Origin of the sequence: Bacillus sp. FSL H8-0547, from assembly GCA_038002745.1 — a bacterium.
Classification (GTDB): Bacteria; Bacillota; Bacilli; order Bacillales; family Bacillaceae; genus Bacillus_P.
Window position 1 is genome coordinate 2,662,522 of the sequence record JBBODD010000001.1, and the last position, 15,002, is coordinate 2,677,523.

The window sequence follows — 15,002 nt, forward strand, 5'->3', positions numbered from 1 at the left end:
GCAGAGCCGATTCCGCTGAGGATCGGCTTATTTTTTTCTGAAACACGATTTGCTGCAGGTATCCTCTGTCTGCATCACCCTGTACCATAAATGAACCAAAAATATTAAACTTCTTCTTCCAAAGAAATCAAACTTTTTTGAATGGAGCATTTGATAAAGTGAATGTACAGGGACAACAGATAAAGATCTCTGCAACATTATGAAAGCGCTTATATGCGTTTTCTGTAAAGGGGGGAGCTGTATGCAGGAGGCAGTGAAGGCAAAAGATGAGAGCGCTGTCATCGTAAAGCCGGAGGCAAAACCCAAATACAAATGGGAGTATGTGAAAAAGAATTACTTTCTGTATTTGCTGATTGCGCCTGCTGTTATTCTCACAATTGTATTTAAGTATGTTCCAATGTACGGGGCAATCATTGCCTTTAAAGATTTCAGCACGATAAAGGGAATCTGGGGAAGCGAGTGGGTTGGGCTTAAGCATTTCCAGGAGTTTTTGACCTCGCCCAATTTTGAAACGATTTTTATGAGCACGCTTAAGCTCAGCCTGTACGGGCTTTTGCTTGGATTTCCGATTCCGATTGTCCTTGCTCTGATGCTGAATCAAGTCAGAAGAGCAGCTATTAAGAAAAATATTCAGCTGTTCTTATATGCGCCAAATTTCATTTCGGTTGTTGTTATTGTAGGGATGCTGTTTATCTTTTTAGCACCGACAGGTCCGATTAATCACTTCATTACGTTTCTTACAGGAAAGCCGGTCATGTTTATGTCCGATCCGGAATACTTCAGATCGATTTATATTCTTTCAGGCATCTGGCAGGCTGCGGGATGGTCGTCCATCGTCTATGTGGCGGCACTTGCGAATGTGGACCCGGAGCTGCATCAGGCCGCAACGATAGACGGAGCCAATATTCTGCAGCGGATGATTCATATTGATCTGCCAGCTTTAAAACCGCTTATGGCTATTATCTTTATTTTAGGTGCAGGTGGCATCATGGCAATCGGCTTTGAAAAAGCATTTCTGATGCAGACAGCCATGAACCTTCCAACGTCGGAAATCCTTCCGACCTACGTGTACAAAATCGGACTTCAGGCTGGAGATTACGCCTATTCTACTGCAGTCGGCCTTTTTAACTCCGTTATCAATGTCATCTTACTTGTGGTTGTGAATTTTGTGGTCAAAAAACTGAACGAGGGAGAAGGACTCTATTAATCCGAGAGGAGGATTTTCATGATTAAACATACACGCGTTGACCGGATCATCCTGTCTCTGAATGCCGTTTTTCTCTGCCTGGCAGTGCTTGTAGTTCTTGTGCCGCTGGTTTATGTCGTCATCGCTTCCTTCATGGATCCGACGGTTCTTTTGAATCAGGGACTTTCCTTTAACGTCTCTGACTGGAGCCTTGAAGGCTACAAACGGATTCTGTCGGATGATTCCATGGTGCGGGGATTTGTGAATGCGATGCTTTACTCCGCCGGATTTGCCTTTATAACTGTCGTCGTTTCCATATTTGCTGCGTTTCCTCTTGCGACAAAAGGGTTTGTCGGGAAAAACGCGTTTATGACGTTTTTCCTGGTTACGATGTTTTTCAGCGGCGGTCTAATTCCAACGTATCTGGTTGTGAAGGACCTTGGCATGCTGAATACAGTCTGGGCAATTTTGCTCCCGGGGGCTGTAAATGTGTGGAATATCATACTTGCAAGAACGTACTTTAAGGGAATTCCCCATGAACTGCATGAAGCGGCAAAAGTAGACGGGGCGTCAGATCTGCTGATTTTCTTCAAAATTGTCATACCGCTTTCAAAACCAATCATCTTTGTTCTTGCTCTGTATGCCTTTGTGGGACAGTGGAACTCATACTTTGACGCAATGATCTACCTGGAAGATCCGAACATGCATCCTTTGCAGCTTGTCTTAAGATCTATTTTAATTCAGAACCAGGCTGAACCCGGCATGATCAGCGATCAGCTGGCAATGGCCGAGCTTGCCAAGGTTTCTGAGATGATCAAATATTCAGCGATTGTCATTTCAAGCCTTCCGCTGATTATTATGTATCCGTTTTTCCAGAAGTATTTTGAAAAAGGGGTTATGGTTGGTTCATTAAAATAACAAACACAGGGGGAAATGGTCATGAAACACGTGAAAAAAGCTGTAGGGGCAGCCGCAATTGCAGCTGTATTACTATCCGGGTGCACAAGCAAAAATGTCGCATCCTCTGAGGATTATGAATTAAAGGATATCTCTTTTCCGCTGAAGGAAGAGGTGACGCTGAAGTTTATCACGCAAAGCTCGCCGCTTGCGCCGAAGGATCCAAATGAAAAGCTGCTCTATAAGCGACTGGAAGAAAAAACGGGTGTTCAGATTCAGTGGAAGAACTATACGAACGATGTGTTTGCAGAAAAGAGAAACCTTGCCATGGCAAGCGGCGATTTGCCGGATGCGATCATGGATGCGGGCTACGGCGATTATGACCTGCTGAAGCTTGCCAAAGACGGGGCCATTATTCCTGTTGAAGAGTTAATTGAAAAGCATATGCCGAATCTGAAAAAAGTGCTTGATTCATCACCTGAATACAAAGCGATGATGACCGCTCCAGACGGCCACATTTATGCATTCCCGTGGATTGAAGAGCTTGGCACGGGGAAAGAAAACATTCACTCAGTCGATGATTTCCCGTGGATCAATAAGGAATGGCTGAACAAGCTTGGACTGGAGATGCCAAAGACGACAGAAGAGCTGAAACAGGTATTGATCGCCTTTAAAACGCAGGATCCAAACGGCAACGGCAAAGCGGATGAAATTCCTATGTCCTTTATCATCAATCACGGAGGGGAGGATCCGGCCTTCTTGTTCGGCGCATTCGGACTTGGAGACAACTGGGATCACACGGTTGTAAGCAACGAAGGCAAAGTGATCCTGACAGCTGCAGAGGACGGATATAAAGAGGCCATTATGTACTTCAGTGATCTCTACAAAGAAGGACTGATTGATGTTGAAGCGTTTGAACATGACTGGAATACGTATCTGGCGAAAGGAAAAGATGAACGTTACGGCATGTATTTTACATGGGATAAAGCAAATATCACCGGCATGAACGAGAAATATGATCTTATGCCTCCAGTGGCAGGGCCGGATGGAAATGTAAACGTTGCGAGAACGAACGGCATGGGCTTTGACAGAGGAAGAATGGTCATCACAAGTTCAAACAAAAACCTTGAACTGACTGCGAAGTGGATTGATGAGCTGTACGACCCGCTGCAGTCCGTTCAGAACAACTGGGGAACTTACGGGGATGATAAGCAGCAAAACATTTTTGAGTATGATGAAGCTTCAAATATGCTGAAGCATCTGCCTCTTGAGGGGGCTGCCCCGGTTGAAGTCCGCCAGAAAACAAGCATAAACGGGCCGCTTGCCATTTTGGATGAGTACTACGGCTCTGTCACTACTAAACCGGATGATGCAGCATGGAGACTGGATTTAATGAAAGAAGTCATGGTCCCGCACATGAAAGCTGAAAACACGTATCCGAAGGTTTTCTTCTCGCTTGAAGAGCTTGATAAACTTTCATCGATTGAAGCCGATCTGTTTGCTTATATTAATCGAAAGCGTGCAGAATGGATGACAACTGGAAAAGCAGAGTCAGAATGGAAAGAATACCTTGCCGAGCTTGACCGTCTGGGGCTGCAGGAGTGGCTTGAGATTAAGCAGAAAGGGTATGACCGCACCCAGCAATAACCGGAATGCAGGGGCTGCTTAATCATCAGCAGCCTCTTATTTTATGAAAAAGGAGTTTTTTAAGTGAAGCCGATTCTATCAGAAAAATACCGCCCGCAGTTTCACTTTTCACCGAAGGAGAAGTGGATGAATGATCCTAACGGAATGGTGTATTTTAAAGGCGAATATCATTTGTTTTATCAGTATCACCCTTACAGCACAGTTTGGGGTCCCATGCACTGGGGGCATGCGGTGAGCAGGGATCTGATTCACTGGGAGCATCTTCCGATTGCCCTGTATCCTGGTGAACACGGAGCCATCTTCTCTGGAAGCGCGGTTGTTGACTGGGACAACTCAACCGGTTTTTTCGATGACGAACCGGGACTGGTCGCCGTTTATACGAGTCATGACACCTATCCGGGCACAGACAGAGCCCGTCAGCGTCAATGCCTTGCCTACAGCAGCGATAACGGACGGTCCTGGACAAAATACAGCGGCAATCCCGTTCTTGCGGATGAATCGAAGACCGATTACCGGGATCCGAAGGTGTTCTGGCACATGGATACGCAGCGCTGGATCATGATTCTTGCCACAGGGCAAAGTGCGACTATTTACAAGTCGGAAAACTTGATAGACTGGCAGTTTGCGAGTGAGTTTGCAGAGGGATCACACGCGGGATTCTGGGAGTGCCCGGATCTGTTTCCGCTTCCTTCAGGTGAAGGAAAGGAAAAATGGGTCATGCTCGTCAGTCTGGGTGATACAGGTGATTACTCAGAGGGGTCGAGAACTCAGTATTTTATCGGTGAATTTGACGGAGAAACCTTTGTGAATGACCGGGAAAAAGATGGGGTGCTGTGGCTTGATCACGGCAGAGACAACTATGCAGGCGTAAGCTTCTCAGACCTTCCTGACCGCCGCATATACATGGGGTGGATGAGCAACTGGCGATATGCCAATCAAGTGCCGACAGGGGAATGGCGCGGCGCTATGACGTTCCCGAGGGAGCTGTCACTTTCTGCAGGTAGAGACGGCCTTCATCTTATCCAAAAACCGGTCCCGGAAATACAGGACCTTAGAAAAGCGGGAGAAACCTGTCACCATCTTTTTGTGTCCGCAGAAAAACACGCAGTGATTCCATTGAAAGGTACTTTGATGGAACTGAACCTGGAGGCTGAGTTTGAGGGGGATGCCGGGCTGGAGCTGATGATCCTTCATTCAGAGGCAGACAGAACTATTATTTCTTATGATCCGCAGTCTGAAATCCTCTCAGCAGACAGAACGCACTCCGGGGAGTCCGACTTTTCAGCGTCCTTTCCTGCCGTTCAGGAGGCGCCGTTAAAGATGAAGAATCACTGTATCCGCCTGCAGCTGCTGCTTGATTCATCATCCATCGAGATTTTTGGAAATGACGGAGAATGCGCCATCACTGGCCTGATTTTTCCTCAGCCGGAGGAGAGTGTTTTGCAGGTGGCATCAAATGGCGGAACGGTACATGTCAAATCACTCGAGCTGCATGAACTCTCCTCCATCTGGAAGCGGAAGGAGTGATGGATGTGGAAAGGTCTGTTATTTGCATCGGAGAAGGGCTGATTGATTTTTACTGCACAGAACCGGATGTCCATCTTGCAGAAGGAAGGAAGTTTGAAAAGCAGGCAGGAGGAGCACCCGCGAATGTTTGTGCGGCAATTGCCAAGCTTGGCGGCAGGGCTTCTTTTTGCGGCAAAGCCGGGAATGATCCGTTCGGGCAGTTTCTGAAGAAAACGCTGGATGATGCGGGCGCAGATACATCCATGCTTGTTTTTGATCCTGATTATAAAACGACGCTTGCGTTTGTATCTCTTCAAAAAAACGGTGAACGGGACTTTCTTTTCAATAGAGGAGCAGACGGTTTTTTAACGGAGCGGGATATAGATGAAGAAAAGTGGAATCAGGCGTCCATCCTTCATTTTGGTTCGGCGACAGCCCTGCTGGAAAAACCGCTGCGTTCCATGTATTTGGATTTAATGGGAAAAGCAAAGCGCATGGGAAAATTCATTTCGTTCGATCCAAACTACAGACAGGATTTGTGGAAAGGCAGAGAAAGCCTGTTTATTAGTCTTACTCAAGAGGCCATGAAACTCGCTGATTTTATCAAAATGAGCGGGGAGGAATTGGCGCTGATTTCAGGAGAAGAAAGTATCCAGGCAGGCCTTGATGCATTGAACAAGTTCTGCAGCGGGCTGATTGCCGTTACATTAGGAAGTGCAGGAACCGTGGTTTCAAACCGGAAAGAAAGAGCCGCTGTTTCAAGTATAAAGGTAAAGTCCATCGATTCCACGGGTGCCGGAGACGCCTTTGTCGGCGCGTTTCTTTATCAGCTTGCAGACGGGGAGAATCCGAGGGAAGCCGCTTCTGACATGGCAGCGGTAGAAAAAATGACGGCCTTCAGCAACGTGGCGGGAGCCGCAGTCTGTACAAAGATTGGAGCCATTGCTGCAATGCCTTCACTTGAAACGGTCAAAAGATTATCAGCAGATAACGGGATTGATTAAATACGTCCCGTTTTTTAAAAAAGAAATAATGTAAGCGCTTAATTATTGCGAGGGGATGGATGAAATGAAAAAAAGAACGCTTCTTAAACTGGCAGCTGCGGCAGCTTTGCTTTTTTCTGTTTTTACCTTAACTGAGTTCAAAGGGGCAGCGAACGAGCGGAATACTGCCATTTTCGGATATTCAGCTTTGTCAGGCAGCTGGACAAAGGATTCAGACGGATCGTTAAGGGGAAAAGCGGGAAAACAGCCGGCTCTCATCCTATCGAATTCAGAAACGTCCGGTTATCTTGAGTATGAAGCAACAATGAAACTGGAGAGAAAAAGTGCAGCATCCCTTGTTTTTCGGGCAAATGAAACAGGGACAGAAGGGTATAAAGTGAGGCTTGATGCAAAAAAAAGCACGGTATCACTTGGAACGCTGAATCAAGGCCGCTCATTAAAAACTGTGCCGGTGAAGCTGAAGGATTTAGACGGCGTAAAGGTTAAAACAGTGGCAGATGGCCCTTCGATAACGGTTTCTGTAAACGGGAAAACCGTTATGGAGGCTACGGACCACAGCTTTTCAAAGGGATATACAGGATTTCAGGCCGAGAACGGAACTCTTCATTTCAGCAAAGTGAAGCTGCACGAAATACGGACAAACCTGACGGGCCTCTCTATGAAAAAAGGAAACTGGCAGGCTGGACCTGACGGGCTGGAAGCATTGCCGGGAGAGGGTGGGGAACACTATTCCGTTTCAACGGTTTCTTCGAAAGATTTCATTTTTGAATCAGACCTCCTAATAAAAGAAAATGACGCCTCCGCCTCCCTGCTTTTCAGATCAGACAAAACCGGCACAAAAGCATATCAGGTAAAGGCGGATGCCGGAAAAAATATGTTGCAGCTTATAGACGTTCAGAAGAAAAAGGTTCTTGCGGAAAAACAGATGACGATTGACCATGGAACGCTTTATCACGTAAAGGTCAAAGCAGAGGGATCTTCCCTGCAGGTATTTTGGCAAAACAGAGGTAAGCCGGTTTTAGAGGCTGAAGACCGTTCAAATTCAAAAGGATTTTTGGGCTTTCATGCTGACGGACATGCCGCTTTTCAAAACATTCAGCTGAGTGATCTTCAGTCCAACCTGGAGGGCTGGCAGCCGGTTAATGGAGAATGGGCGCCTCATCTTGAAGGTATTGGAGGAACGAGTCCGTCTGAAGAAAATACCTTTCGGATGGCTGAAACAGCAGGGGATGATTTTGTCCTTGAAGCCGATTTGAAAATAGATTCCCAAACTCCATTCGGTACGGCTGGTCTTGTTTTCAGAGGAAAAGCAGATGCCAGTGAAGGCTATATGCTAACACTGGATCCGAATCCAAACCGAATCCGTCTGCTTGATTTGAAAGGAGACCGTACCCTTGGCATGGCGGACAGGGAATTAGAGCCCGGCAAACTCTATCATGTTGAGATTCATGCGGTCGGAAAAGATATAAAGGTTTATTTTGACGGCTATGCTGATCCGGCCATTTCTGCAAAAGACTCAGCCTATTCAAGCGGAAAATACGGATTAAATGTATACAACGGCACAGCCTTTTTCCAGCATGTATACGGAGAACAGCATGACTCGTATTATTCCGAGCTTTACCGCCCGCAGTATCACTTTACACAGGCAAGGGGGTATGCAAGTGATCCTAATGGCCTCGTTTACTACGAGGGAGAGTATCATCTTTTCCATCAGGACGGCGGAAAGTGGGCACATGCGGTCAGCACGGACCTTGTTCACTGGAAAAGGCTTCCGATTGCCATTCCCTGGAATGAAATGGGGCACGCCTGGTCAGGGTCTGCCGTAGTTGATAAAACGAATGCGTCCGGATTATTTGATAAGGAAGGTTCCGGACTGATTGCCTTCTATACTTCCTTTAATCCTGAAAAACACAATGGCGATCAGAAGGTCGGCGTTGCCTACAGCAAAGATAAAGGCCGAACGTGGAATTTTTATGACGGCAATCCCATTATCCCGAATATCGGGGAATTCTACGGCGGAGAAGGCTGGGATTTCAGAGATCCAAAAGTCGTCTGGGACGGGGAGCATAATCAGTGGGTGATGGTCATTTCCGGAGGAGATCATATCCGTTTCTTTACATCTCAAAATCTTCTGGACTGGGAAATGATTGAATCATTTGGCTACGGGGACTACGTCAGAGGGGGAGTATGGGAATGCCCGGATTTCTTTCAGCTGCCGGTAGACGGAGATCCGTCCAAAAAGAAATGGGTGCTGTCCATCAGTACCGGTGCAAATCCGAAAACAGGCGGATCGGATTCGGAATATTTTACGGGAACCTTTGACGGAAAACGTTTCGAGAGTGATAATCCCGCTGGAAAAGTGCTGAAAAATGAGTTCGGCAAGGAAATGTATGCGGCGATGTCGTTTGCCGAAATTCCGGAAGAAGACGGGCGCAGAATCTCACTGGGCTGGATGAGCAACTGGGATTATCCCTTCGCTTTCCCGACATCCCCGTGGAAAGGCCAAATGTCGGTTCCTCGTGAACTGACGCTCAAAACCGTTCCTGGAGAAGGCGTACGATTGTTCCAGAATCCTCTTGAAGAGCTTGAGCAGTTAAGAGGCGCCGGTTTCTCGTGGAGCAACAAAACTGTGAAGCCTGACGATGCAAACCTGCTTGCGGATATAAAAGCTACATCGTATGAAATTGAAGCTGAAATAGAACTGCCTGAAAACAGCAAGGCAGAATTCGGATTCGGGCTGAGAGAATCCGATTCTCAAAAAACGATTGCGGGCTACAAGGCTTCAGAAGGCATCATGTTCTTTGACCGGTCTCAATCTGGAGACGTCAGTTTCTCCGACAAGTTCTCGACTTATCATGAAACCGGCGCTGAACCTAAGAACAGGCGGGTGAAATTCAGTATCTTTGTGGATGAATCTTCTGTAGAGGTGTTCGGAAACGACGGCGCGGCCGTTTTCTCCAATGTGATCTTTCCGGACGGAGCAAGTGACGGGATGAGCTTTTACACGAAAGGAGGAAGCGTGAAAATTGTGTCCCTTGATGTGTACCCGTTAAAAGGGGTTTGGAAAGAAGGCGAGGATTCTGCCGCAGTCGTCATGGATCATAAAAAAGTGACCCTTCCGCTTGGAGGTGTGCATAAGCTTTCTGCATCCGTAACAGGCAAGCATCAAAAACTAAAATGGCACTCAAGTAATCCTGATGCAGCAGAAATCAAAAAAACAGATGATGACAGCGCAGAAATCCATATGACAGGCCACGGACGAAGCATCATTACTGCATCGGCTGCAAATGGGAAAATTGCCGGCAGAACCATTATCGAGAGCACCGCTTCCTTTAAAATTGCCGAGAAGACAAGCGGGAAATTCCTTGTACCTGAAGGAAAGGACAATGGCTCTAAAACAAGACTTCAGCCGGGCGGGGAACATGTATGGAAGATAGAAAACGCTGCACCCGGATCTTATAAAATTCACGCAGGCGACAGCAAATTTGTGCTGGATGCATCAGGAGTCACTGCCGGAGATGCTGTGCAAATATGGGAGTATTTCGGCTACGGCAACCAACAATGGAAAATTACAGATCATTGGGATGGAACCTACCGCTTCAGTGCTGTAAACAGCGGCAAAGTACTGGGGGTTGAAAACGGCACCCCTGAGAATGGAACGGCCGCTGAGATACAGAATGCAGGCGAAGAGGAGTTTCAGGATTGGGAGCTGATCGATGCTTCCGTTTCAAAAAAATAGACGCTGTTTCAGACACTCAGAAATTCTGAGTGTTTTTTTTCTGCGCCTCAGGTCCTATTCAATCCCATCCTGCCGTCCGTTTTTAGATGAAGAAGATTCCTGTACGATAGGCAGAGTCATCATCAACTAGATTAATCGGAGGAACAAAACATGAATAAAGTAAACACTCTTCTTTTGGAGGCACTCAGCATCACAGGATTAATCGTATGGTTCAGCCAGGGAGGATCAGACGTTATTTTTAAAGAAAAGCAGGTTGTAATACCGGTAACAAAAACTTATTCGCCTGTAGTTCTCTGGCCGAAAACGCCTGAGGAGAAAAGCGCAGCAGGCGAAGGAAGCGGTGTGGCAGTTAACTCTGAAGGAGATATTTACTATTTTCACAGAGCAAGCGGAGAGTACAGCGGAAAAAATTTTATTAAAGAACCAACGATTGTCGTTTTGGACGGAAAAACAAAAAAAGTTAAACGAATTATGGGAGAAGGCATGTTCAAATCTCCGCATGGCCTTGAAATCGACAGCGAGGATAACATCTGGGTGACCGACGTTTCTTTGAACAAGGTCTTTAAATTGAGTCCAGAAGGGAAGCTGATGCAATCATTCGGGGAGGATTACCAAACGGGTTTGGAATGGAGTCTCCGCATTCGAAATCTGCTTCCAAACTTTCCTGTTTTCATGGATGAATACACATTTGCGCGCCCTACAGATGTAACGGTCATGGATGATGGATCTTTTGCTGTTGCAGATGGCTACCGAAACCGGAGGATTGTGAAGTTTGACAGAGAAGGAAAACTGGAATGGCAGATTGATAAGCCTGGCAGCCAACCGGGAGAATTCAACTTGCCTCACGGAATCAGCAGCGACAGCGAAGGCAGGATCTATGTTGCAGACCGCAGCAATGCACGCATACAGGTTTTTGATAAAAATGGACAGTATCTTGACCGCTGGGACATGCCGGAGATCGGCAGGCCGTTTGGTGTAGAAGCGGCAAGTGACGGGAACATTTACGTTGTTGACGGCGGCGATTCCCTGAACGGTGCAGAAGGAAACTTTACAAGTCAGATCATTGTCTTAGACAAACAAGGAACAATACTTGAGCGATTCGGCACCTGGGGCAGCAAAGAAGGCCAGATGAAAATTCCGCATGATCTTGCAGTGGATGCGAATGGAACAATTTATGTGGCTGAACTGAAAAACAGGAGGATTCAGGCTTTTATTAAACAATAGCCTCATTCGTTTCCCTCTTTCCCGTCAAAATTTTTTCTCCCATGAAGAATCAGCTCTTAAAGGGAAGATTGATCAGTCCGATAATAAAGATGATAAGAAAAACTGGAATGCAGTGATGGATTGTCTATATATGGGCGCTTGGACAATCAGGAGCAAGTAGCGCAACCGGCCATTAAGAACAGGACTGATCATGACGGCGCTGTGCCGTATGACCAGAAAGAGATTCCGCATGGGGAGGAAAAGATGAAAAGCATTAAATGGAAAATCTTAATGAGCTATGCCATTGTCTTAATGCTGCTGGTTATTATTGCCGTGTTCAGCTATGTGACAATCAACCGGATTTCAGAAGACGTTGAGGAAATGACAGAGAACGACCTTGTGTTTTTGGAATCTGCAAATTCGATGACATTCAGCGTGGCAAACCGTGCAAAGATTGCCCGGGATTATATCTTGTTTGACAGGGATGAGTTTAAAGAGCAATTTTTAGAAGAAACAGAACGGGCAATAGAAACGGAAAAAGTCCTCCACGATGCGATTAAAAACGGGGAGATTTCCAAAGATGTAGAATCCGCTCTGACAGAGGCCGATGAAAAAACCATCAAGTGGAGAAAGCTTGTTGTGGAAGAAATCATCCCATTGTACGACAGCGGACAAAAGGATGAGGCCATTCAGCTGATGGAGGAAAAATGCCTCCCATACAGCCAGGAGGCCATTGATGCCTGGTCTGATGTTGTAGAAATACAAAACAGTATTACAAATGACCAAACATCTGAGGCGCTTCAAACAGGCTTCCAATCAGAACTTATTATTATCGTTGCATCCGTGCTCGCATTTGCTGCAGCGCTCATTGTCGGCCTATTCAGTGCCGGCGGAATTTCAAGAGCTGCCGCACTTATTGTGAACAGGCTTGAGACGATTTCAGAAGGAGACCTTAACGGCGACCTGATCCAGACGAAATCACAGGATGAGATTGGCCGCCTGATTCTTGCTTCCAATGCGATGACAGTGAATTTAAAGGCGTTTATGCAGCGGGTTTCAGAAACCTCAAGCCAGGTTGCTGCAGCTTCCCAGCAGCTTGATGCTTCGGCAGAACAGTCTTCTGCCTCTGCCCTGCAGGTGACAGCGACCATTCAGGGGATAGCAGAAGATGCCACCACCTCATCTGAAAGTGCCAATCGCTCAGTTCACTCCATGGAAGAGATGGCAGGCGGAGTCCTTCAGATTGCTGAATCCTCAGCTGAGGTTTCAAAAGAATCACAGACAGCTGCAAAGCAGGCATCAGAAGGGAATATTCTTGTTAAAAAAGCGGTCGTGCAAATGGGCGCTATACAAACTTCTGTTGCCGTCACTTCAAACCTGCTTGCCAACTTGGGGAACAGGTCAAAAGAAATCGGGAAAATTGCGGAAATGATTACAGGAATTGCAGATCAGACAAATCTTCTGTCATTGAACGCCGCCATTGAAGCTGCTCGGGCGGGCGAGCACGGACGGGGCTTTGCCATAGTAGCCGATGAAGTCAGAAAGCTTGCAGAGCAGTCCAAAGAATCAGCTGATCAAATTGACGAACTGATCGGCCATATTCAGAATGATGCAAGCACTGCGATTTCTTCCATGGCACAGGGGGAAGGCGAAGTTAAAAAAGGAACTGAGGCCATGAACGAAGCCGGTCATGCCTTCCAGAACATCATTTCTTCCATCCATTTAGTCTCTGAAAAAATTGAAGACGTGTCCAGGTATGCAAAAGAAATGGCAGGGGCATCCAAGCACGTAAACGAACGAATCCATTCGCTTGCAAACGCAGCGACTGATACATCCCTGAATTCAAAAAGTGCTGCCGTTTCTTCAAAGGAACAGCTCTCGGCCATGCAGGAGGTTTCCGCTTCGGCTGCTTCACTGAGCCAGATTGCCGGCGAGCTTCAGGAAGAACTGAAAAAGTTTAAGTTTTAGGTAAAGGAAAGAGCTGCAGGTTTTAGGATGCAGCTCTTTTTTCTATGGCTTTTTGGCTGATTCTACTTGTATAACCGGCGGAACGGGCGTTACTTTTTAAGATAATTAATCATCAAATTGAATGCTTTCGTTACCGTATTCAAATCATCCTCAGCAAAGAGAGAAAATAATTCCTCAGTCAGACGATCTTCAATCTCGTCAATTTTATTAGAATAAGCCACTCCCTGCACATCAAGATGAATAAAGCTTTCGCGAAGGTTTTCCGGATTTTTTTCCTTGCGGATGAATGTCTCCTGCTGAAGTACTTTTAACACCTGGCTGACTGCGCTCTTCGAAATATTCATGCGCATGGCAATTTCCGTTGTTGTCCAGGTCTTTTGTCTTTTAAACAGCAACAGGATTTGTTCCTGCTGATAGGTCAGATTAAAATCATTCAGATCGGTAAAGTATTGTGTCAGCAGGAGGTCAAGCTCATCAATCTGCCGGTACATTTGAACAATTTGCTGTTTTTTCAGCGAATCCACAGGCTTCATTCCTTTCGGGTTAAGGTGTTTTTCGCAGAGTGCCGCCCTTGATGTATAAGAAGATGGCCGCTGCAAGCATCAATCCTGCAAAAACAAGCAGGAGCGTCTGAATAGGCACGGACAATGCGACGAGAACGGACAGAACCGAAAAGGCAACAGGTTCAAGCCCGGAGGCGGCGAGCGCCATGATGCTCATGACCCTGCCGAGCTTATCCTGATCACTGTGTTCCTGCATAACCGTCACGGCAGGCAGATAAACCAGCATCAGCATAAATCCGCTCAGTCCGGCTGAAAGAGCGAGAAGCGAGATGGACTCGGCCTGGGTATAAAAGAAAAACGCGATTGCAGTTAAAAAGAGAGCCCTGTAAACAAAACGACCGCGGTGCACCGACCTGAGCATCAGCATAAGGAAGCTTGCGGCAAACGTTCCGACTGCAAGGCCGCCTTCAATCAGACTCAGATCAAATGGCGTGCCTCCGCGCTCGCCCACAAGAATGGGTATGCTCATAATGACAGGACCCATCACAAACAGGTTAACAGAGGCGATGGCAAGCGTTCCGGACCGCAGCACAGGCGTTTTGGACACATACGAAATCCCTTCCTTTAAATCGTCTATAACATAGCGCATCGACAGCTTCCTTGCATCCGGCACCGAGTCGCCGATCCATTTCGGAAGAATCAATGCGGCCGCAAGGAAAATCAGTGCACTCGAGGTTCCAAAGCTCAGAGAATATCCTCCAAGCGTCAAAAGCAGCCCGGCCAGAAACGGGCCAATCACAAACATCAGTTCAAGTGATCCCTGAAAAAGCGAATTGGCGCGGTGAAGCTCCTTCTTTTTAACAAGAGTCGGCAGGAGCGATGAAAGAGCAGGATAAGAAATACCGTCAAGAATCCCGAAGGAAACAGCGATCACAAGCAGAGCTGTAACCGAATAAGATTCTGTCACGTGAAGCAGCACCATCACAGCCATGAGCAGTGCCTGCACAATGTTTGTCAGAAACAGCAGCCTGCTTTTCTGATAGCGGTCTGCAAATACGCCGCCAAAGACCATCATCAGCACTCTTGGAAGAGAAACGGCTGTCATAATCAGCCCAAGAAGACCGGGCTGTTCAAGCACATCAATGGTAAGCCAGGATACACTCAAAAAGAATATGGAAAATCCGAGTGTCACAAACACACCGGACAGCCAGGTGAATAAAAATCGACGGTTTGATAGAACATTCATCATATGACCTCGTTGTTTTAGTAAAGTTTAGTTAACTAAACTATATAAGAAAGAGCGACAGAAAGTCAAATGGGGAAGGGTGCCAGTTTTCAGATGGAAGGAT

Annotated in this window: 10 protein-coding genes and 1 riboswitch; of the genes, 8 read left to right on the forward strand and 2 right to left on the reverse strand. The window is 46.7% G+C overall.

Features of this window, described 5'->3' with window-relative positions; genetic code table 11:
- Nucleotides 1-241: 241 nt before the first annotated feature.
- From MHB63_13050 to MHB63_13085, 8 genes are all read left to right on the forward strand, one after another.
- Complete coding sequence (locus tag MHB63_13050) at nt 242-1,207, forward strand: ABC transporter permease subunit (GenBank protein ID MEK3807465.1); 966 nt, start codon at nt 242-244, stop codon at nt 1,205-1,207.
- Between the two features lie 18 nt (nt 1,208-1,225).
- On the forward strand, nt 1,226-2,104 hold the full coding sequence (locus tag MHB63_13055) for a carbohydrate ABC transporter permease (GenBank protein MEK3807466.1): 879 nt from the start codon (nt 1,226-1,228) through the stop codon (nt 2,102-2,104).
- Nucleotides 2,105-2,125: 21 nt separating this feature from the next.
- Nucleotides 2,126-3,730 carry an ABC transporter substrate-binding protein gene (locus MHB63_13060; protein ID MEK3807467.1) on the forward strand — a complete coding sequence of 535 codons (1,605 nt, stop codon included), beginning with the start codon at nt 2,126-2,128 and terminating at the stop codon, nt 3,728-3,730.
- A gap of 63 nt (nt 3,731-3,793) precedes the next feature.
- Nucleotides 3,794-5,257: a glycoside hydrolase family 32 protein gene (locus MHB63_13065; protein ID MEK3807468.1), complete on the forward strand. Its 1,464-nt coding sequence runs from the start codon at nt 3,794-3,796 to the stop codon at nt 5,255-5,257.
- Nucleotides 5,257-6,240 carry a carbohydrate kinase gene (locus MHB63_13070; protein MEK3807469.1) on the forward strand — a complete coding sequence of 328 codons (984 nt, stop codon included), beginning with the start codon at nt 5,257-5,259 and terminating at the stop codon, nt 6,238-6,240. Before MHB63_13065 ends, MHB63_13070 begins: the two co-directional genes overlap by 1 nt.
- A 64-nt stretch (nt 6,241-6,304) precedes the next feature.
- Nucleotides 6,305-9,979 (forward strand): GH32 C-terminal domain-containing protein, encoded by a 3,675-nt coding sequence (locus MHB63_13075; protein MEK3807470.1) that lies wholly within the window; start codon nt 6,305-6,307, stop codon nt 9,977-9,979.
- A 150-nt stretch (nt 9,980-10,129) separates the two neighbouring features.
- Nucleotides 10,130-11,203 (forward strand): peptidyl-alpha-hydroxyglycine alpha-amidating lyase family protein, encoded by a 1,074-nt coding sequence (locus tag MHB63_13080; GenBank protein ID MEK3807471.1) that lies wholly within the window; start codon nt 10,130-10,132, stop codon nt 11,201-11,203.
- Nucleotides 11,204-11,298: 95 nt separating this feature from the next.
- Nucleotides 11,299-11,383, forward strand: a riboswitch (cyclic di-GMP riboswitch).
- Between the two features lie 63 nt (nt 11,384-11,446).
- Entirely contained in the window at nt 11,447-13,150 is a 1,704-nt protein-coding gene (locus tag MHB63_13085; protein MEK3807472.1) for a methyl-accepting chemotaxis protein, read from the forward strand.
- An 89-nt stretch (nt 13,151-13,239) separates the two neighbouring features.
- Here MHB63_13085 and MHB63_13090 read toward each other — a convergent pair whose 3' ends face one another.
- Together MHB63_13090 and MHB63_13095 are read right to left on the reverse strand one after the other, a co-directional pair.
- Nucleotides 13,240-13,674 (reverse strand): MarR family transcriptional regulator, encoded by a 435-nt coding sequence (locus MHB63_13090; protein ID MEK3807473.1) that lies wholly within the window; start codon nt 13,672-13,674, stop codon nt 13,240-13,242.
- Nucleotides 13,675-13,693: 19 nt separating this feature from the next.
- Nucleotides 13,694-14,899 (reverse strand): MFS transporter, encoded by a 1,206-nt coding sequence (locus tag MHB63_13095; protein MEK3807474.1) that lies wholly within the window; start codon nt 14,897-14,899, stop codon nt 13,694-13,696.
- Nucleotides 14,900-15,002 lie beyond the last annotated feature (103 nt).